Annotated in this window: 17 protein-coding genes; 7 read left to right on the forward strand and 10 right to left on the reverse strand. The window is 69.9% G+C overall.

Annotation, left to right across the window (positions count from 1 at the left end):
- Window positions 1–20: 20 nt before the first annotated feature.
- Window positions 21–731, forward strand: a complete 711-nt coding sequence (locus A6B37_RS11015; protein WP_111825752.1) for a hypothetical protein — start codon at window positions 21–23, stop codon at window positions 729–731.
- Between the two features lie 4 nt (window positions 732–735).
- Here the strand turns inward: A6B37_RS11015 and A6B37_RS11020 are convergent, their stop codons facing one another.
- Genes A6B37_RS11020 through A6B37_RS11030 form a run of 3 tightly spaced genes read right to left on the reverse strand, consistent with a single transcriptional unit; the run spans window position 736 to window position 4,374 of the window.
- Complete coding sequence (locus tag A6B37_RS11020) at window positions 736–1,674, reverse strand: VOC family protein (protein WP_102773854.1); 939 nt, start codon at window positions 1,672–1,674, stop codon at window positions 736–738.
- A gap of 30 nt (window positions 1,675–1,704) precedes the next feature.
- The gene (locus A6B37_RS11025; RefSeq protein WP_102773855.1) at window positions 1,705–3,480 is read right to left on the reverse strand and encodes an FAD-dependent monooxygenase; all 1,776 of its coding nucleotides are present in this window, start codon (window positions 3,478–3,480) and stop codon (window positions 1,705–1,707) included.
- 54 nt (window positions 3,481–3,534) lie between these two features.
- The gene (locus A6B37_RS11030) at window positions 3,535–4,374 is read right to left on the reverse strand and encodes a fumarylacetoacetate hydrolase family protein (protein WP_102774158.1); all 840 of its coding nucleotides are present in this window, start codon (window positions 4,372–4,374) and stop codon (window positions 3,535–3,537) included.
- Between the two features lie 210 nt (window positions 4,375–4,584).
- Between A6B37_RS11030 and A6B37_RS11035 the strand changes: the two genes are divergently transcribed.
- On the forward strand, window positions 4,585–5,301 hold the full coding sequence (locus tag A6B37_RS11035; RefSeq protein WP_102773856.1) for a GntR family transcriptional regulator: 717 nt from the start codon (window positions 4,585–4,587) through the stop codon (window positions 5,299–5,301).
- An 8-nt stretch (window positions 5,302–5,309) separates the two neighbouring features.
- Here the strand turns inward: A6B37_RS11035 and A6B37_RS11040 are convergent, their stop codons facing one another.
- From A6B37_RS11040 to A6B37_RS11060, 5 genes are all read right to left on the reverse strand, one after another.
- Window positions 5,310–6,395: a formylglycine-generating enzyme family protein gene (locus A6B37_RS11040; protein ID WP_111825753.1), complete on the reverse strand. Its 1,086-nt coding sequence runs from the start codon at window positions 6,393–6,395 to the stop codon at window positions 5,310–5,312.
- Window positions 6,396–6,408: 13 nt separating this feature from the next.
- Window positions 6,409–8,127 (reverse strand): arylsulfatase, encoded by a 1,719-nt coding sequence (locus tag A6B37_RS11045; RefSeq protein ID WP_246842446.1) that lies wholly within the window; start codon window positions 8,125–8,127, stop codon window positions 6,409–6,411.
- Window positions 8,128–8,335: 208 nt separating this feature from the next.
- On the reverse strand, window positions 8,336–8,944 hold the full coding sequence (locus tag A6B37_RS11050) for a LysE family translocator (RefSeq protein WP_102773859.1): 609 nt from the start codon (window positions 8,942–8,944) through the stop codon (window positions 8,336–8,338).
- Window positions 8,945–9,036: 92 nt separating this feature from the next.
- On the reverse strand, window positions 9,037–11,523 hold the full coding sequence (locus A6B37_RS11055; protein WP_246842447.1) for a carbohydrate-binding family V/XII: 2,487 nt from the start codon (window positions 11,521–11,523) through the stop codon (window positions 9,037–9,039).
- Between the two features lie 82 nt (window positions 11,524–11,605).
- Window positions 11,606–12,454 (reverse strand): IclR family transcriptional regulator C-terminal domain-containing protein, encoded by an 849-nt coding sequence (locus A6B37_RS11060; RefSeq protein WP_111825755.1) that lies wholly within the window; start codon window positions 12,452–12,454, stop codon window positions 11,606–11,608.
- Between the two features lie 324 nt (window positions 12,455–12,778).
- On the opposite strand from A6B37_RS11060, the gene A6B37_RS11065 reads away from it, so the two are divergent.
- Genes A6B37_RS11065 through A6B37_RS11085 form a run of 5 tightly spaced genes read left to right on the forward strand, consistent with a single transcriptional unit; the run spans window position 12,779 to window position 17,583 of the window.
- On the forward strand, window positions 12,779–13,534 hold the full coding sequence (locus A6B37_RS11065) for a transporter substrate-binding domain-containing protein (protein ID WP_111825756.1): 756 nt from the start codon (window positions 12,779–12,781) through the stop codon (window positions 13,532–13,534).
- 51 nt (window positions 13,535–13,585) lie between these two features.
- Window positions 13,586–14,245 (forward strand): amino acid ABC transporter permease, encoded by a 660-nt coding sequence (locus A6B37_RS11070; RefSeq protein ID WP_102773862.1) that lies wholly within the window; start codon window positions 13,586–13,588, stop codon window positions 14,243–14,245.
- On the forward strand, window positions 14,242–14,973 hold the full coding sequence (locus A6B37_RS11075) for an amino acid ABC transporter ATP-binding protein (protein WP_102773863.1): 732 nt from the start codon (window positions 14,242–14,244) through the stop codon (window positions 14,971–14,973). Before A6B37_RS11070 ends, A6B37_RS11075 begins: the two co-directional genes overlap by 4 nt.
- 21 nt (window positions 14,974–14,994) lie before the next feature.
- A complete protein-coding gene (locus A6B37_RS11080; RefSeq protein WP_168202175.1) occupies window positions 14,995–16,281 on the forward strand; it encodes an FAD-binding oxidoreductase in 1,287 nt (428 codons plus the stop codon).
- Window positions 16,282–16,314: 33 nt separating this feature from the next.
- Entirely contained in the window at window positions 16,315–17,583 is a 1,269-nt protein-coding gene (locus A6B37_RS11085; protein ID WP_111825758.1) for an FAD-binding oxidoreductase, read from the forward strand.
- Here A6B37_RS11085 and trpA read toward each other — a convergent pair.
- Window positions 17,574–18,374, reverse strand: coding sequence for a tryptophan synthase subunit alpha (trpA, locus tag A6B37_RS11090; RefSeq protein ID WP_111825759.1), 801 nt, complete (start codon window positions 18,372–18,374; stop codon window positions 17,574–17,576). The two genes, A6B37_RS11085 and trpA, sit on opposite strands and share 10 nt — an antisense overlap.
- The gene (gene trpB, locus A6B37_RS11095; protein ID WP_111825760.1) at window positions 18,371–19,579 is read right to left on the reverse strand and encodes a tryptophan synthase subunit beta; all 1,209 of its coding nucleotides are present in this window, start codon (window positions 19,577–19,579) and stop codon (window positions 18,371–18,373) included. The genes trpA and trpB overlap by 4 nt, the downstream gene beginning before the upstream one ends.
- Window positions 19,580–19,626 lie beyond the last annotated feature (47 nt).

Here is a 19,626-nt window from a genome sequence, read left to right on the forward strand (position 1 = left end):
CCACCTCCCCATCGCTCCCCATGAACCGCGCCCCCGACTCCCTCGCCGTCCATTACCTGAGCGGCGCAGCCATGCGCAGCCGCGGCGTGGCCGCCGCGGCGCTGACGGCCACGCTGGACGTGCCGCCCGCGCCGGCGCGGGCGGCGGCGGACTGGGAGCGCGAGATCGCGACGCGGCTGTGCCTGGAGCCCGGCGACGTCGAGCAGATGCCGCTGGCCCGCACGCGGGCGCGCTGGCCCGGCTTCGGGCTGTGCCTGGATGCGATGCGCGGCTGGACCGCCGCGCTGGGACTGGCGGCGGCGCTGGACGAGGCCGACATGGCGCTGATGGCGTGCCGCGGCGCGCGCTTTCATCACGACGCCGGGCAGTACGGCGACGCGGTCTTCTGCAATCTGTTCCTGAGCGAGGACAAGGGGCTGGACGTGGTCTTTCCGGGCAGCGGCCAGCGGATCGCGCTGGCGCGCGGCACGGCCATGATTTTCGACACCGCGCAGCCGCACGCCGTGGTGCCGCGCGGCCGCGACCGGTTCCGCGAGTCGGACTTCGCCGGCGGCGCGGACCTGTCGCAGCTGTTCCTGACCTGGGAGCTGCCGGTCGAGGCGCCCGGCGTCGCGCAGGCGCTGGGCATTGTTTTCGACGTCGATGCGCCGCAGGACGAGGAACAGGTGCGCCGGGGCGGCGCGCGCGTGGAAGTCGACCCGGCATCGGGGCGCTGGCGCGCCCCGGCCTGAACGCTTACTGCCTTTCCGTGTTCTGCACGAAGTAGGCCGGCATTTCCGGCCCCCACATGTAGAGCGCGTCTTCCGGCGGGTAATCGCCCGCGGGCCAGTCGAAACCTGCCGGCACGTAGTCGATGTGGGCCGAGTACTCCCAGAACGAGCCCCAGGGATCGCGCACGTAATAGAAGTAGTTCGAGCCCAGCGTATGACGGGCCACGCCCCAGCCTTCCTTGTAGCCCGCGTCGCGCATCTGCTCGGCGCCGCAGCCCACGTCCTCCAGGCCGGGCACGTCCCAGGCGCTGTGGTGCCAGCCGCGGGCCGCGTCCTTGACGAAGGCGACCAGGTGATGGTCCGAGCCGTGGCGCGCGTGCATGAAGGCCACGATGTCGCGCGAGCGGTCGGACAGGTACAGCCCCAGCGCGTCGCTGTAGAAGCGCAGCGAGCGCTCCATGTCGGTGGTGAACATCAGCACGTGCGACAGGCGCGCCGGCCGCGCGCGCGGCCGCTTGCCGCGCCCGGCCGAGCCGCGCTGGCCCGGCGCCACCTGCACGCTGGCATTGCGGCTCTTGGTGTCCGGGCTGGTCTTGGGGCCGGGCTTGAGCTGCAGCAGGTTGCCGTCCGGGTCCAGGAACCAGAATCCCCCGGACTCGCCATGCGCGCCGGGCGCGGCGGGACGCGCGCCGGCGGCCAGCGCCTGCTCGCGGATGGCGTCGAACTCGTCCTCATAGCAGTTCAGGCTCAGATAGGCCAGCTGCTTGGGGCCGCCGCCGACGATGCGCGACCAGCAATGGTCGTCGCCCGCGCAGCGCAGCTCCAGCGCGCCGCCGGCGTGCGCGACCTCCAGGCCGAAGGCGCGCAGGAAGCGTTCGGCCTGCTCCAGGTCGGGGACCTGGAGCGCGAAATGATCGATCGAGTGCACGCCGTAGCGGGCTGAGTCAGGCTTGTTGAACGACATTCTTGTCTCCTCGGGACCGACTGGTTTCGATTATGCGAGCGCCGGCTGCGGGACGGAAGCCCGGTCCACGACGCGCGCGAACACCTCCAGCAATTGCGCGCGGGCGGCTTCGGCCGTGGGCGCGGAATCGGCGCGCCAGGCGACGTGGCGGTCCGGGCGGACCAGCACGCAACCCGACTCGGAGACTTCGCGCAGGCGCGCCCAGGCGCCGTAGACGTCGGCCACTTCGCAGCCGGCGCCGATGGTGTGGACCGCGAGGTCCAGCCCCAGGGTTTGCCGGACCGCCTCGGCGGCTTCGCGCCACACGGCGTCGGAACGGCCCAGCAGCAGGGTAAAGCGGCCGTGGCCGACCAGGTCCAGGGTGGAGACGCGGCGCCGGTCCAGCTCGACCCAGGCATGCGGCAACGAGGCGCCGGGGAAGGTGGTGGGCTGGTGGTACAGCTCGGCGTCGCGCTCGAAGGGCTTGCGCTTGCTGCCGTCGGCCACCACCGCGGACGAGGCGTAGACCTGGCCCAGTTCGACGCCGTGGCAATTGAACTGATAGTTCTGCAATTCCACCGCCGCATCCAGCTGGGCGCGGCGTTCGCGCCCGCGCGGCGTGTCGCCGAACAGTTCGTCGATATTGGCCCAGCCCTCTTGCGCGCTCTGGCCGGGAATGAAGCCCAGCGCGTCGGCGATAGCCTTCATGTCCTGCACCGATTTCATGGCGCGGTCGACCACGCCGCGCGCCACCGGCTGGCGTTCCTGGGAATAGGTTTCCAGCAGTTGCGGGCCGGCCTGGCCCTTGAGCACCATCGCCAGTTTCCAGGCCAGGTTGAAGCCATCCTGGATCGAGGTATTGGTGCCCAGCCCGTTGGCCGGCGGATGGCGATGCGCCGCGTCGCCGGCCAGGAACACCCGGCCCTTGCTCATCTGGCGCGCGGCGATATGGTTGATCTGCCACTTGTTGGCCGACTTGACCCTGACCTGGATGTCGGGCACGCCGATCACGCTGCGGGCATGGGCGATGATGGCCGCTTCGCTCAGGTCCGGCTCGCCCTTTTCCTTGTCGTACATGTAGAGCATGATCCATTCGTTCCACGGCTTGACGCAGACGAAGGTGCCGCTGCCGAACCAGTAGGTGTTGCCGGGTTCGGTCATCCAGTACAGCACGCCGGGGCGGTGCTGCACGTAGGGCGTGAGGTCCACCTCCAGCCAGCAGCTGACTGCCGCGCCCAGGCCCATCTGGCCGTCGAACTCGAAGCCCAGCTGCCGGGCCACGATGCTGTTGCCGCCGTCGGCGCCCACCGCGTATTGCGCGATCACGCGGATTTCCTCGCCGCTGAGCTTGTCGACCAGGTGCGCCACGACTTCGTCGCCCTGCTGCGCGATCGAGGTCAGTTCGGTGTTGAACAGGAAATGCGCGCCATGCTCGCGCGCCGCGCCCAGGATGATGGGCTCCAGGATGTGCTGCGGGATGTTGCACATCTCGCAGGGGCTCGCTTTTTCGTAGTCCGCCTTGCGCTCCCCGCCCGTGCCCCAGGTCTGCAGGCGGGCCAGTTCCTTGCCGGCGAAACTGGTGGCCCAGACGTTGTTCGACATCTGGAAGTTGGGCGTGGCCTGGGCGCGCACGCGGTCCTCGATGCCGAGGTCGCGCATCACTTCGATGGTGCGCTGGTTGGTGATGTGCGCGCGCGGCGAATTGGCGGTGCCGGGATAGCGCGTGACCGTCAGCGTTTCAATGCCGTACTTGGCCAGCAGCGCCGTCACGCTCAGGCCCGCCGGACCTGCGCCCACGACCAGCACGGGGGTTCTGAGTTCTTTCATTGGAATGTCTCCGTCCTTTTTTCGTCGGCCCGGCGCGCCGGGCCCGCGCGCGGCTCAGCGCTCCAGCCGAACCGGATTGGTCAGCGTGCCGATGCCTTCGATGGACACCTCGCACACATCGCCGTCCTGCATCAGCAGGCGCGGTTGGCGCGCCCAGCCCACGCCCGAGGGCGTGCCCGAGACGATCACGTCGCCGGCTTCCAGCGAGAACGATTCGCTCAGGACCGAGATCAGCGTGGCCACGTCGAACACCATGTCGCGGGTGTTGGCCGACTGCACCACCTTGCCGTTGAGGCGGGTCTCCAGCGCCAGGCCGCTGCCGCCGGCGGGCAGTTCGTCGGGCGTGACCAGCACGGGGCCGAAGCCGCCGGTGCCGTCGAAGTTCTTGCCCACGGTCCATTGCGGCGACTTGAACTGGTATTCGCGCACCGAGCCGTCGTTGAAGACCGAGTAGCCGGCCACGTACTTCAGCGCCTCGGCCTTGGAAATGTAGCGGCCGCCGCCGTTCAGCACCACCGCCATCTCGCCTTCGTAGTCCAGCGAGTCCGAGGCCTTGGGCCGGATCATGGGGTCGCCGTGCGCGATCAGGCTGCTGTTGAAGCGGTTGAACACGGTCGGATAGTCGGGCTGCTCGAACTTGCTTTCGGCCGTGTGGTCGCGGTAATTCAGGCCGATGCAGATGATCTTGCCGGCGTTGTCCAGCGGCGGCAGGTAGCCGATTTCGGCCAGCGGGATCGGACGCCCGCCCGCGGCGCGTTCCTTGGCGAAGGCGGCCAGGTCCACGCCCTGGCGCAGCAGGTCCAGCACCTCGTGCCGGCCCAGGCTGACCACTTCGTCGCCCCGCAGAATGCCGAGGTGACGCTCGTTGTTGTGGGTAAAGCGTATGAGTTTCATGATGTCCTTGATGACCGCAAGAGCGCCGCGCAAAAAGCGCCGCGGCAGGGCGGCGCCGCACGGGATGGGCTACGCAGCGTCGGGCTCCATCCTTGCAGGCCAGTATAGGCAGTTTTATCTACAAAGCAAGAAAAATATATATTTTTTGGTTTGTCTACTTTCATGGCCGAGCGTAGAATCCCCCTAACCCAATCCGGATACCCCTAACCAATGAGCCACCCGACAGGCGGCGAGCCCGCCCGTGCCGCAACCCAGCAGCGTACGCAGGCCTCGCTGCTGACCGATACCGTCCTCGACGACATCATCGCCGGGCGCCTGCTGCCCGGCGCCAAGCTCAAGCTCAAAGAGCTCGCCGAACGCTACGACACCGGCGTCAATCCGCTGCGCGAGGCGCTGTCGCGCCTGGCGACCAGCGGCTTCGTCAACGCCGAAGACCAGCGCGGCTTCAGCGTGGCCAAGACCTCGCGCGAGGAACTGCTGGACATCACGCAGACGCGCCAGCGCATCGAATGCGATGCGCTGCGGGCCTCCATCGCGCACGGCGACATCGAATGGGAAGGCCGCGTCATGGCGGCGCTGCACCGCCTCAAGCGCCAGTCCATGATGGCGGCCAGCGGCGTGGGACTGGACCCGCAATGGGAAGCCGAGCACGACGCCTTCCACGAGGCGCTGCTGTCGGCCTGCCCGTCCAAATGGAGCCTGCGGTTCTCGCTCATCCTGCGCGACCAGACCTCGCGCTACCGCAACCTGTCCGTGATGGGACAGAACGAAGCCGGCGCGCGCGACGTGCATGCCGAGCACGAGGCCATCGCCAAGGCGGCGCTGGCCAAGAACGCCGACCTGGCCTGCGCGCTCCTGGCCGAGCACCTGCGCATCACCACCGCGCTGGTGCTGGAACACAGCCGGTTCGGCCGCGGCGCGGCCTGATCCGCGGCCTACCGGCCGCCCCGCCACTGGCCCGCGCTCAGCGCCAGCCGGAAGCCGACGTTGGCGGCGCTGCTGTACGGGTCCTGCCCCTGCCGCGCGCTGACGCGGTAGCCTTCGCAATAGGTTTCGCTGCACAGGAACGATCCCCCACGGATGACGCGCTGCGGCGCGTCCGGCCGGACCAGGGTGGCGTCGAACGAGGCCTGCGGACCGGCAGGGTCGAAAATCGCCCCGCCCTTGGCCGCCTGGCGCGCGAACGCATCGGGGCGGTACCAGTCGGCCACCCACTGCCAGGCGTTGCCGGCCATGTCCTGGATGTTGTAGCCGTTGGGCGGATACGCGCCCACCCGCTCGGTGCCCGGCATGATCTTCGGCGATTGCATTGGGAAAGGCTGGGCCGAATCCCAGGTGCGGGCCATGCTTTTGCCCTCGGGCTGCAGCACCCCGCCCCAGGCGTAGCTGGCCTGGTCCAGCCCGCCGCGCGCCGCATATTCCCATTCCGCTTCGGTCGGCAGGCGCTTGCCGGCCCAGGCCGCGTAGGCCTGGGCGTCCTCGTACGAAACCTGCACCACCGGGTGGTCTTCCTTGCCCGTGAGATCGGACGCGGGGCCTTGCGGATGGCGCCAGCTCGCGCCCGGCGCGTAACGCCACCAGCGCGCATATTCGCGCAGATCCACCGGTTTGTCGGCGCCGACGAACACCAGCGCGCCCGGCACCAGCGCCGAAGCCGGCGGACGCGGCGTGCCGGGCGGCAGCTGGGCGCGTAGCGTCTCCCAGTCGGGCGCCCGCTCCGCGGTGGTGACGTAGCCGGTGGCCGCCACGAAGCGGGCGAAGTCGCGGTTGGTGACGTGGTGGCGGTCGATCCAGTATCCCGGCAGCCGCACCTTGTGGGCCGGCCGCTCGTTGGCCTGCGCGCGGCTGCTGTCCGAACCCATCAGGAATTCGCCCGGCGGCACCCACACCATGTCGGGCGGGGCGTTGCGCCCGTCGCCGGGCTGCCCGGGCTGGGGGCCGGCCGCAATGGCCAGCCAGCCCGCCGCCACCGCCGCCGCGCCGATCGCGCCGGCCGCCGCCAGGCGCATGGACATCTTCATCGCGTGGCTCCGTCTAGCGCTCGGCGGGAATGACGACCTGCCGGGGCATGTTCTTGCGCCAGTCGAAGTAGCCGAACAGCTCCCTGTCCAGGTAATCGGTATCCCAGCGGATCACCCTGTTGGCCTGGGCCCAGGCCTCGTACTTGGCGGCCATTTCCTTGACGCGCTGCGGCTGCCGCGAGGCAAGGTCCGTGGTTTCGCCGCGATCGGCCTCGGTATCGAAAAGCTGCCACTGGCCGGCGCCGAACGGCTTGGGTATCCAGCTCAGCTTCCACTTGCCCTGGCGGTATTCCTTGTTGCCGAACAGCTCGCCGCCGCGTTCGAAATCCGCAGGCCGGGCCGACGTGGCCGTGCCTTCGAGCACATCCAGGAACGACACCCCCTTGAGCGGCGCCAGCGGCACCCCGTCGCGCTCCTGTCCGCGCGCCGCGCCGGTGATGGCCGTGATGGTGGGGAAGATGTCCTCGACCGCCAGGTAGCCGTCGTTGATCGAACCGCGCTTGGCCACCATCGAGCCCTTCACGATCAGCGGGGAAATCGTCCCGCCTTCGCTCATGAACAGCTTGAACAGCCGGAACGGCGCCGAACTCGCATAGGCCCATCCCGGTCCGAGGCCGGCGAACGAACCCGGCGCGCCCATGTTGTCGAACGAGGTGTCGAACTCCTTCGCGATCCAGCTGCCGTCCTTGTTGCCCGGATAGAAATCCATGTAGGCGCCGGAAGGCCCGTTGTCGGAGAAGAAGATGATCACGGTATTGTCGTACTGGCCGCTGCGCTTTAACTGGTCGATCACGCGGCCGATGTTGCTGTCCAGGTTGCTCACCATGCCCGCGTAGATCTCCATCAGGCGCTCCTGGTGCGCCCGCTCCTGCGCCGTCAGCTGGTCCCAGGGCTTGAAGAGCGGCGTGGTCTCGGACATCTTGGTGCCCGCGGGCACCACGCCCGCGCGCAGCATGTTCTTGTACATGGTCTCGCGGTGCTCGTCATAGCCGCGGGCGAACTTGCCGCGGTACTTGGCCACGTCGGCCGCCGGCGCGTGCAGCGGATCGTGCACGGCCTGGAACGCCAGATAGCCGAAGAAAGGCTTGCCCGCATCCTCGGCCGACTTCATGTAGCCCAGGAATTTGTCGGTATAGAGATTGGAGGAAAACTCCCCCGTGTCGCGCGGCACCGTCTTCTCGTTCTCGACGAAGCGCGTGCGCGGCTGGACCGCGAGCAGGCCCTTGTTGTCCCAATGGCTGCCGCCCGGGTTGATCAGCGCGAACGAATTCTCGAAACCGCGCGCCGCCGGCAGTTGTTCGGGCTTGCCGCCCAGATGCCACTTGCCGGCCATGAAGGTCGCATAACCCCGGTCCTTGAGCACTTCGGCGATGGTCTTGACCCGGTCATTGAGGGAACCGATGTAGTTGCCCGGGTACTTGTCCATCTCGGGTGCGTAGTACTCGCCCATCGAGCCCATGCCGGCCAGGTGGTTGTCCACGCCGGTCAGCAGCTGGGCGCGGGTCGGCGAGCAGGTGGGATTGACGTGGTAGTTGGTGAAGCGCATGCCCTCGGCGGCCAGCTGGTTCAGCGCCGGGGTCTGGATGATGTCCTGCCCGAAGGGCTGGATGTCGTTGTAGCCCAGGTCGTCGGCCAGGATGACGAGCACGTTGGGCGGGCGCTGCGGGGCGGCCTGGGCGAACGGCGCGACTGCCAGCGACGCGGCCATGGCCATGATGGAAAGGCATTTCACATTCATCTCCTCGATGTACGGGCGACGGCCGGTCGCCATCAGGGATCGTCTGCGCGATCATTGCAGCGGCAGCATAGCAAATATATATATTTTTAAAAAGAAAATATTTTATTTGCGATCGGACAGCAGGCGGGCGGACGCGCGCCGCCGCGCGCGGGGCTCGGCCCGGGCGCGGCAAGCGAGGAGGACGGGGAGACGAGAAGGAGGATCAGGAGCCGGGCAGCGCCGCGCCCATGGCGGCGAACAGGCCGCCGCAGACCTTGTTGAAGCGCCGGCCGGCGCGTTCCAGCCAGGGGCGCACACGGTGCGCCAGGCGCGCCAGCACGTATTCGACCAGGAACTCCACCAGCGCGAAGGTGGCCGCCATGATGGCGAACTGCGTCAGCAGGCTGCGGGCCGGGTCGATGAACTGCGGCAGGAAGGCGCCGTAGAACAGCAGCGCCTTGGGATTGGAGATGGCCGACAGGAAGCCCTGGCCGAACATGCGCGCGCCGCGGGCCTTCGGCATGTCGGGCGGCGGCTGCAATTGCACGCCGGGCGAGCGCCACAGCTGGATGCCGAGCCAGATCAGGTAGGCCCCGCCGCCCCACTTCAGCACGGTGAGCGCCGGGCCCCAGGCCTTGAGCAGGGCGCTGATGCCCAGCATCGACAGCGCGATCAGCGCCACGAAGCCGACCGCGCCGCCGGCGATGGTGCACAGCGCCTTGCGGTGGCCGTGCAGCGCGCCGTGGGTGAGCGCGAGCAGCGTGTTGGGCCCGGGCGTCACCGACAGGCCGATGACCGCAACCAGATAGATGAGCCAGCTATGCAGGGCCATGGCGTAAGGCAGGAAAGAAATGGGGAAGCAGGCAGTCTAGCGCCCGGCGCGGGCGCGGCGCAAACGGCCGCCCCCGCGCGCAGGAGCGTGTCTCAGCGGCGGAACCCGCCGCGGAATCCGCCGAAGCCGCCGCCCCAGCCGCCGCGTCCGCCCATGCGGTCGCGCCAGCCGCCGCCGCCTTCCATGCCCCGGTCGCGCCAGCCGCCGCCGGAATCGCCGCCGCCCATGCGGTCCTGCCAGCCGCCGCCCTGGAAATCGCTGCGCTGGCTGGAATAGTCCCGCGCCTGGCGCTGGCCGTTCAGGTAGCTGGAGTCGCCGCCTTGCACCGGCTGCCAGCCCGACGAGGTGTGCTGCTGCCAGCCGTTGTCGTTGTGCTCGTAGACGTTGCCGTTGTGGTCGGCGTAGACGTTGCCGTTGTTCCAGGCCATGCCGCTGTTGGTGTTGCGGTTGTAGGTCGCGCCGCGCCGGTCCACGTTGTCCACGCCCTGCCCGGCCGTGCCGGAGGCGGTGGCCGAGGACACCGTCGTGCGGCCGGTGCGGGCGTTGGTGCGGGCGTCCTGGCGGCCTGCGGCCCATTGGCCGTCGTCGTTCTCGACCACGCCGGCGCGCCCCGCGCCGGACGCGCCGGTGACCGGATTGGTGTAGGCGCCGCGCCGGCCGGCGGCGGCATTGCCGGTGTATTGGTTATAGGCCGCGCCGCGCGTGCCCTCGAACGCGGCGCCGGTCTGCGGGTTGTAGCCCTCGGCGTGCGCGCCCTGCCATTGCGTGCCGGTCCAGCCGTTCCAGCCGGCCGCGTGCGTGACCACGCCGGACCCGCCCCAGGCGCCATAGACGTCGACCCGGTTGACGTCCACGCCGCGCCAGTACGGCGCGCAGCAATAGGGTCCCCAGTACGGCGCGGCGCCGCCCCAGGCTTCGGCCGCGGCGAATCCGAAGGCGAAGCCGGCCGCGGTGTCGAAGGCCGCGTCGTAGCCGTAGCTGGGCGGATAGCCGACCCAGGTGTCCTGCACGATCACGGGCGGATATGCGTAGCCGGTGCCGTAGACCACCGTGCCGTCGGGCGCGACCACCACGCCCATGTAGCCGGGCGTGTAGCCGAACACCACGTTTTGCGCCGTGGAGCCGTAGACCTGCACGTAGGTCACGTAATGCAGCGGCGAATTGGCGGGAATGGCGTAGATGGCCGCCGGCACGCGGTCGGCCACGCGCCACGGGCCGAAGGCCGAGTCGGACACGAACCAGACCGCGTGCGACAGCGCGTAGTAGCGCCCTTCGGCCTGGATCACCGGCACCTGCGAATTGGCGGCGTAGTACAGCGCGGTGCCGGCGATGGGGCGCAGGGTCGGCGAGCCGCCGCCGTACTCGACCTTCAGGGTCGCGCCGCGCGATACGGTCGCGGTCTGGGGAATGGTGGAAGCGATGACCGCCTCCTTGGCCTGCGGCGTGCCCGGCACCGAGGCCAGCACGCCGGATTGCGGGTCCCGCGCCGGAATGCGCGCGAAATCGCGCGGCAGGCTCTTGCCCGGCACGTAGGTCCAGGGCCCTTCCAGCCCCGCCCCGCGGAACCAGCGTCCCGACACCAGCAGGTAATAGCGGTTGTCGCCGGGGTTCATGAACAGGGCGTGGTCGGCGTTGGCCACCGACAGCAGCGAGGTGCCCGGCACCGGCCGCAGTTCGGGCTGGCCCACGGTCACCAGCAGCTCGGCCGGGACGGTGGACACCACGACGGCCGGCGCGCGGTACGGCGCCTTGCCGTCATGCGGCAGCAGCGGGTCGGGCGCGGCCTTGCGCCGCGCCGCGTCGGCGGCGGCCTGCAGCGCGGCGGCGGGATGCTCGACCGCGGTCCAGGGGCCGTCGATGCCGCCGGCCTCGTACCAGTGCCCCGCGGCCTGCAGGAAATGGCGGCCGGCGCCGTCGCGCAGGATCAGCGCGCGCGTGTTGACCACGCGGCGCCAGCCCGAGGCTTCAGGCACGTCGGCCCATGCCGGCGCGCCGTCGACCAGCACCAGCACGGTCGGCACGGTGCGGTAGACGATGCGCGGCGGCGCGTTGTCCACGGCCACCGGCCTGGCGGCCGGGTTGTCGCGCGACAGCGTGTAGCTGAGCTGCAGCGCGTCAAGCGGCGTGACCACGCCCTCGGCCGGCAGCCGCGCCTGCAGCGCGGCGCGCAGCCTGTCGGCCTCTTGCGGCGCGGTCGGCACCTGCACTTTTTCGATCCGGATGTCCGACAGATGCACCAGCCCCGCCGGCTTGTTGACCTCGGCGCGCGCCGAGAAATCCACCGTGCCGTAGGTCGGGTTGCCCTTGGCGGGGCCGACCGCCACCGCCATGCGCCCGCCCAGGCGGTCCGCCGTCCAGGTGTCGATCTGCGGCTGGTAAAGCTCGATGCGCGAGCCGTCGGGCGCATCGAAACTGCGCGGCCATTGCAGCGCGCGCGCCGCGTCGGCATGCGCCGCCTGCGGCGCCGATGCGCCAGGGTCCTGCGCCTGCGCCGCGCCGGCCAGCGCCAGGCTGGCGCCGATCGCCAGGGCCAACGGCCGGGAACGAAGACGCCACCATCCGAACAAGCCTTCCATCATGTCGAGCTCCTTAAGGGATGCGCCGGCCGGACGGGTGTCGGATGGGCGTCGCTACGCTTTATACGCCAGCTGCCCTGGCGATTCAATCGCGCGTGCGGCCGGGGGGCTGGGCGTGCAGATCGCGGGCCGCGCCGCCGCCGTACGGCGCCAGCGGGCGCGGCGTGGGCGGCGAGGTGGAAATCTGGCGGGCGGTTTCCTGCATCATCGGAATGAAGCGCGACAGCGCGCGCTTGACCGTCCACTTGGCCGCGGACACCGAAAGCTGCAGGCCGGCCACCACGCGCCCGTTCAGGTCGTGGACCGGCACGGCCAGCGCCAGGTCGCCGCGGTAGTACTCCTCCTTGCAATAGGCGTAGCCCTGCTCGCGCGCTTCGCGCACCTGCGCCATCAGCGCATCCACGTCGGTCAGCGTGTTGGCGGTGTACTTCACGCGGTCGCTGGCCGCCAGCGCCTCGTAGGCCTCGTCGTCGCTCAGGCCGGCCAGGTAGACGCGCCCGGTGGACGAGCAGTACATGGGAATGCGCCGGCCCACCGGCATGTGCACCAGCAGCCGCAAGGGGCTGGGAAAACGGCCGATGTAGATCATGTCCTGCCCCGCCGGCTCGGCCAGGTTGACGGTTTCGCCGGCGTTGCGGTTGAGTTCGAGCAGGAAGGGATTGGCGCGGTCCAGCAGCGCGTGCGACTCCAGGTAGCGGCAGCCGCTGTCCAGCGTGCGCGAGGACAGCGAGTAGCGCTTGCTGACCGGGTCCTTGTTGAGCAGGCCCAGCGCCTCAAGCGTGAAGGCGAAACGCTGGGCGGCGCTGCGCGTGATGCCGGCGGCCGCGGCGATCTCCGGCAGGCTCATGGAGGCGCGCTCGGCGGTGAAGGCGTCGAGCACGGCGATGCCGGTCGCAAGCGACTGGACGTACAGGGTGGAGGATTCCGGGTTCATGGTCGGTCGGGCGGGGCTGGCCGCCCCGCATTCTTATTCGATACGCACAGATTGCATTCCAATGGAAATGAATGCAAGAAAAAGTACGTGATTCTTCGGGATATGCCTGCGTAATCGCAAACATGCATTTCGGGAAAACCCCTAATTAAAAAAGCACTTAGGAGACAAGCCTGCTTGTTGACAGGTTTTCCTGGGCCAGATTATAAAATCTACCTGCGATATAAGCGTATCGCTATTCGATACGATAATGCACGCCAGAGCGGGACGAAATTGCACGTCCGCCAGCCATCCAGGCGCGCGATTCTGGCCTCCCAGGGGATTCCGATGCTGCATAAAACCGTGAAATCGTTGTTGGCTGCGGCGCTGTGCGCCGCCGCGCTGTCGGGCGCGCACGCCCAGACCGTGAAGGTCGGCTCCACGCCGACCGCGGTGCCGTTCAACTTCCTGGACCCGAAGACCAACACCCTGCAGGGCGTGATGATCGACATCGCCAACGCCGTGGGCAAGCAGGCAGGCTTCGCGGTCGAAGTCACGCCGATTCCGTTCGCCTCGCTGGTGCCGGCGCTGCAGACCGGCAAGATCGACATCATCGCCTCGGCCTTCGCCAAGACGCCGCAGCGCGCCGAGGTGGTGGGCTTCACCCAGCTGGTGGTGGAGTACGGCGAGGCGCTGATCGTGCCCGCCAAGGACCAGACCGACTACAAGAGCATCGCCGACCTCAAGGGCAAGACCGTCGGGGTCCAGATCGGCACGCTGTACGTGGAGCCGCTGAAGTCCGCGCCCGGCCTGAAGGAAGTGAAGATGTACGAAACCATGTCCGACCTGGTGCGCGACGTGGCGCTGGGACGGCTGGACGCCGCCTTCGGCGACGGCCCGGTGATTTCGTACCAGGTGCGCACCCAGGGCGTGCGCAACGTGCGCTACGTCGAAAGCTACCAGCCGTCCATGCCGACCAACATCGCGCTGGCCGTGCGCAAGGGCGACGCCGAACGCGCCCGCCAGCTCGACGCCGCCATCGACGCGCTGCGCCAGGACGGCACCATCGCCGCCATCATGAAGAAATGGGGCGTTTCGCGCTGAGCGCCATGGATCCGCGCGCCGCGCGCCGGCGCGCCCTAACGGATAAGCAAGATGTTCCAGTCTTTTTTCAGTGACGCCTCGGAGTTCTTCCCTGTGCTGATGCAGGGGGTGCTGACCACCGTCTCCATCACCGCCGCGGCCCTGGTGATCGCCACCGTGCTCGGGCTGTTCTGGGCGCTGCTGCGGGTCAGCGGCATCGCGCCGCTCTCGCACGCCAGCCGCATCCTGACCAACATCATCCGCGGCGTGCCCATCATCGTCGTGCTGTTCTACATGTACTTCGTGCTGCCCGAGATCGGCGTCGGCCTGACGGCCTTCCAGGCCGGCGCGCTGGGACTGGGCGTAGCGTATTCCTCGTATATGTCGGAGGTGTTCCGCTCGGGCATCGACGCGGTCGATCCCGGCCAGTTCGAGGCCGCCCAGTCGCTGGGCATGTCGCGCGCAAAGCTGATGCGCCGCGTGGTGCTGCCGCAGGCCTTCAAGGTGGCCCTACCGCCCTACGGCAACAACGTGGTCATGATGCTCAAGGACTCGTCGCAGACCGCGGTGATCACCGTGGTCGAACTGTCCATGCAGAGCAAGCTGATCGCCTCGTCCACCTTCAAGAGCGCCACCATCTACACGCTGGTCGCCCTGATGTACCTGGCCATGAGCCTGCCCATGATGTATTGCATCGGCAAACTTGAACGCCGCCTGGGACGCCGCCAATGATCAAGATCGAAAACCTCAGCAAGTCGTTCGGCGCGCACCGCGTGCTCGATGGCATAGACGCCGAAGTGCGGCCGGGCGAAGTGGTCTGCCTGATCGGGCCGTCCGGCTCGGGCAAGTCCACGCTGCTGCGCTGCATCAACGGGCTCGAACGCTACGACGGCGGACGCATCACGGTGGACGGCGTGACCGTGGACGCGAGCAGCAGGGAGATCCAGGCGATCCGCCAGCGCGTGGCCATGGTGTTCCAGCGCTTCAATCTGTTCCCGCACCGCAGCGCGCTGGAAAACGTCATCGAAGGCCCGGTGCACGTCAAGGGCGAAAGCGTGGCGTCGGCCACCGAGCGCGCCCGCGAGATCCTGGCCTCGGTGGGCCTGGCCGAGAAAATGAACCACTATCCGCAGCAGCTTTCCGGCGGGCAGCAGCAGCGCGTGGCCATCGCCCGCGCGCTGGCCATGGAGCCCGAGGCCATCCTGTTCGACGAGCCCACCTCCGCGCTCGATCCCGAACTGGTGGGCGAGGTGCTGTCGGTGATGCGCACGCTGGCCGAGAAAGGCATGACGATGGTGATCGTCACGCACGAAATGGACTTCGCCCGCAACGTGTCCGACCGCGTGCTGTTCCTGGAAGGCGGCCGCATCGCCGAACAGGGGCCGTCGCGCGAAGTGCTTACCTCTCCCCGCAACGAACGCATGCGCGATTTCCTCAAGCGCGTCACCCACGCCCAATAACGCCCCGCCATGAACAACCCTGTGCTTACGCCCGCAGCCACGCTGTGGGCCGCGACCGCGCCTGCGCGCGCGGCCGCGCCGGCGCTTGCCGCGCCGCTGGAGATCGACGCCGCCGTGGTCGGCGGCGGTTTCACCGGCCTGTCGGCCGCGCTGCACCTGGCCGAGGCCGGCCTGCGCGTGGCGCTGTTCGAGACCCATGAAGTCGCCCACCGCGCCTCCGGCCGCAACGGCGGCCAGGTGGTGCCCGGCTTCAAGCCCGGCCCCGCCGCGCTTGCGCGCCGCTTCGGCGCCGAGACGGCCGCGCGCATGACGCGCTTCGCCTACGGCAACGCGGACTACCTGTTCGAGCTGGTGGAACGCCTGCGCATCGATTGCGCCCCCACCCGCAACGGCTGGATACAGGGCGCCTTCTCGGCCGCGTCCGCCGATTATCTGCGACGGCGCGCGCAGGAACTGAACGCGCACGGCGGCGACGTGGAATACCTGGACGCCGAGGCCATGCGGGCCGCCACCGGTTCGTCGTTCTGGCCCGCCGGGCTGCGCGAGAAACGCGCCGGCGCGGTGCAGCCGCTGGCCCTGGCGCGCGGCCTGGCGCGCGCGGCCGCGCAGGCCGGCGCCACGCTGTACGAGCGCTCGCCGGTGGCCGCCATCGTCCCGCGCGACGGCGGCGGCGCCACGCTCAGCGTCAACGGCCATGCCGTGCAGGCGCGCCACGTGGTGCTGGCCACCGACGCCTACACCGACCGGCTGTGGCCCGCGGTGGCGCAGTCCTACGTCAACGTGGCCAGCGCCCAGATCGCCACCGAGCCCCTGCCCCCCGCGCTGCAGGCGCGCCTGATGCCGCTGCGCGCCGGCATTTCCGAAACCCGCAAGATCACCTACTACTGCCGCATCGACCCCGAAGGCCGCTTCGTGATCGGCGGGCGCGGACATTCCAGCGAACAGCTCGATCCGTCCACGCGCGAGCAGTTGCGGCGCGCGGCGGTGGCGCGCTTTCCCGAACTGGCCGACGCCGCCTGGCGTTACGGCTGGGCCTGCCGGGTAGGCATGACGCTGGACGACCTGCCGCGCCTGCATCGATTGGCGCCTGGCGTCTGGACCGCCTACGGCTATTGCGGGCGCGGCGTGGCCATGGGCACGGCCCTGGGGCGCGTGCTGCGCGATGCGATCCGCGGCGTGCCGGCGGAAAGGCTCGATTTCCCGGTCACGCCGATTTCCCGCATGCCCGGCTATCCGGCCCGGCAGTTCGGCGCTACGCTGGCCATCAACTGGTATCGCCTGCGCGACGCGCTGGGCTTTCCCGCCTGAACACCGCCGTCCGGCCGACACGCACTTATCGTCATGAACACTCAAACGCAGTTTCCCGCCACCGTGGACGTGGCGATCATCGGCGGCGGCATCATCGGCGCGAGCACCGCGCTCGCGCTGGCGCGCGCCGGCGTGCGCACCGCCCTGTTCGAAAAAGGCACGCTGGGCTGCGAACAGTCCTCGCGCAACTGGGGCTGGGTGCGCACCCTGGGCCGCGACCAGCCCGAAGTGCCGCTGGCGCTGCGCGCCAACCAGCTGTGGAGCGAGATCCAGGCCCAGGTCGACGTCGGCTACCGCCGCAACGGCCTGGTCTACCTGCAGGAAAACGAGGCCGACGCCGCCGGCCACGAGACCTGGCTGCGCGAGGCCCGCGCCCACGGCGTGCGCGCCGAGATGCTGGGACGCGAGGCGGCGCTGCGCCTGCTGCCGCGCACCGAACGCCCCTGGACCGGGGCGCTGTACAGCGCGGCCGACGGCGTGGCCGAACCGCAGCTTGCGACCCTCGGCGTCGCGTCGCTGGCGCGCCAGGCCGGCGCGCAGATCTTCGAGCACTGCGCCGTGCGCGGCCTGGAGACCAGCGCCGGCCGCGTCGACACCGTCGTCACCGAGCGCGGCACGCTGCGCGCGCAGGCCGTGCTGGTGGCCGCCGGCGGCTGGTCGCGGCTGTTCTGCGGCAACCTGGGCGTGGAATTCCCGCAGCTCAAGGTGCGCGGCTCGGTGCTGCGCACCGAGCCCTTCGACGCCGGCATGGCGCTGGCCGTCAATGGCAAGGACTTCACCTGCCGCAAGCGCGCCGACGGCGGCTATACCGTGTCGCAGTTCTCCGCCTCGCTGGCCGAGATCGTGCCCGACAGCTTCCGCCTGATGGGCAAGTTCATGCGCGCCTGGATCGAGAACAACGCGCTGGTGCGCGTGCGCTTCGGCAAACGCTTTTTCGAGGAACTGGCCACGCCGCGCCGCTTCCCGGCCGACCGCCCGACGCCGTACGAACGCTGCCGCGTGCTCGACCCCGCGCCCTACGCGCGCGGCATAGACCAGGCCTGGACGCGCCTGCTGCACGCATTCCCGGCCTTCCGCCAGGCCCGCATCGCGCAATCCTGGGGCGGCTATATCGACGTGACGCCGGACGCGATGCCCGTCATCGCGCCGGTGGCGCAGGCGCCCGGCCTCTACCTGGCCTCGGGATTCTCCGGCCACGGCTTCGGCATTGGCCCGGCCGTGGGCGAAACCGTGGCCGCCCTCATCCGGGGCGCGCCCACGCCGGTGGACATCCGCCCCTTCCGGCTCGAACGCTACGCCTGAGCCGCGGGCCGGCGCAGCGCGGCCGCCAGCCCGCGCACTTCTTCCAGCGCGGCCTTCACGCCGCCTTGCGCCAGCACCTCGGCCAGCCGCGAGCCCACCGCCACCAGGTCCGCGTGGCGGCCGATGCGCCGCGCGTCTTCCGGGGAGCGCACGCCGAAGCCGGCGGCCACCGGCAGCCGCGTATGCGCGCGCACCCGCGCCAGGTCCTGCGCGATGCGGCGCTCGTCGGGCAGCGACGCGCCCGTGGTGCCGGCCAGCATGACGTGATACACGAAGCCGCTGGCCTCGCGCAGCGACCGCGCCAGCCGCTCCTCGTCGGTGGTGGGCGCGGACATGCGGATCAGGTCGATGCCGTGCGCGCGCGCGTGCCGCTCCAGCTCGCCGGCGTGTTGCGGCGGCAGGTCGACCACGATCAGCCCGTCCACGCCCGCGGCCGCGGCATCCGCCGCGAAGGCCGCCGCGCCGTAGCGGAGTATGGGATTCAGGTAGCCCATCAGCACCACCGGCGTGGCCTCGTGGCCGGATCGGAATTCCCGCAGCAACGCCAGCGTGCCCGCCAGCGTCTGGCCGGCCGCCAGCGCGCGGCGGTTGGCCTGCTGCAGCACGGGGCCGTCGGCGACCGGGTCGCTGAACGGCATGCCCAGTTCGATCACGTCGGCGCCCGCGGCCGGCAGGCCGCGCAGCAGTTCCAGGCATGCGCCGGGGTCGGGGTCGCCCGCCGCGAAGTAGGTCGCCAGGCCGCAGCGGCCCGACCGGCGCAGCGCCGCGAAAGTGTGTTGCAGCCGTGTCATGTCGTCGCCTCGTCGAATTGCGTCACCGTGTCCATGTCCTTGTCGCCGCGTCCGCTCAGGCACACGACGAGGATCTCGCCGCGCCCCATGCGCGGCGCGAGTTCGCGCGCCCAGGCCAGCGCGTGCGCGCTTTCCAGCGCCGGCAGGATGCCTTCGGCCCGCGTCAACCAATGAAAGGCGGACACCGCCTGCGCGTCCGTCACGGACACATAGGCCACCCGCCCGCTGTCGTGCAGCAACGCATGCTCCGGTCCCACGCCGGGATAGTCGAGCCCGGCCGAGATGGAGTGCGCGTCCAGGATCTGCCCGTCGCCGTCCTGCAGGTAGTAGCTGCGGCAGCCATGCAGCACGCCGGCGCGGCCCGCGCCGAGGCTGGCGGCGTGCGCGCCGCTGGCCAGTCCGCGCCCGCCGGCCTCCACGCCATAGAGGCGCACGCCGGGCTGGTCCAGGAACGGGTGGAAGAACCCCATCGCGTTGGAGCCGCCGCCGACGCAGGCGACCATCGCGTCCGGCATGCGTCCGGCCTTGGCGGCGATCTGCTGGCGCGTCTCCATGCCTATCACCTTCTGGAACTCGCGCACCAGCCAGGGATAGGGATGCGGACCGGCGCAGGTGCCCAGCAGGTAATAGGTGTCGGCCGGATGCGCGATCCAGTCGCGCAAGGCCTGGTTCATCGCGTCCTTCAGCGTGCCGGTTCCGTCCGTCACGGCGCGCACCTCGGCCCCCAGCATGCGCATGCGGCGCACGTTGACCGACTGGCGCGCCATGTCCTGCGCCCCCATGTAGACCACGCAGTCCAGGCCCTGCTGCGCGCAGACCGTGGCGGTGGCCACGCCGTGCTGCCCGGCGCCGGTCTCGGCGATCACGCGGCGCTTGCCCATGCGCCGGGCCAGCAGCGCCTGGCCCAGGCAGTTGTTGATCTTGTGCGCGCCGGTGTGGTTGAGGTCTTCGCGCTTGAGGTAGATCTGCGCGCCGCCCAGTTCCTCGGTGATGCCGCGCGCCAGGAACAGCGGGCTGGGGCGGCCGACGTAGTCGGCCAGCAGGCCGCGGAAGTCCTGCCAGAAGCCCTTATCCGACAGCAGCGCCCTGAAGGCGCGCTCCAGCTCGTCCAGCGCGGGGATGAGTGTTTCGGGCATGTAGCGCCCGCCGTATGGGCCGAACTGGCCCAGGCTGTCGGGCGTGGCCGGATGGATGGCGGATGGCATGGCTGGCGGTTTCCGTATTGCAGTGTATCGGGATGTTTTGCTTATGC

It is taken from the genome of Achromobacter sp. HZ01, assembly GCF_003267925.1.
Taxonomy (GTDB): Bacteria; Pseudomonadota; Gammaproteobacteria; order Burkholderiales; family Burkholderiaceae_B; genus Achromobacter; species Achromobacter pulmonis_A.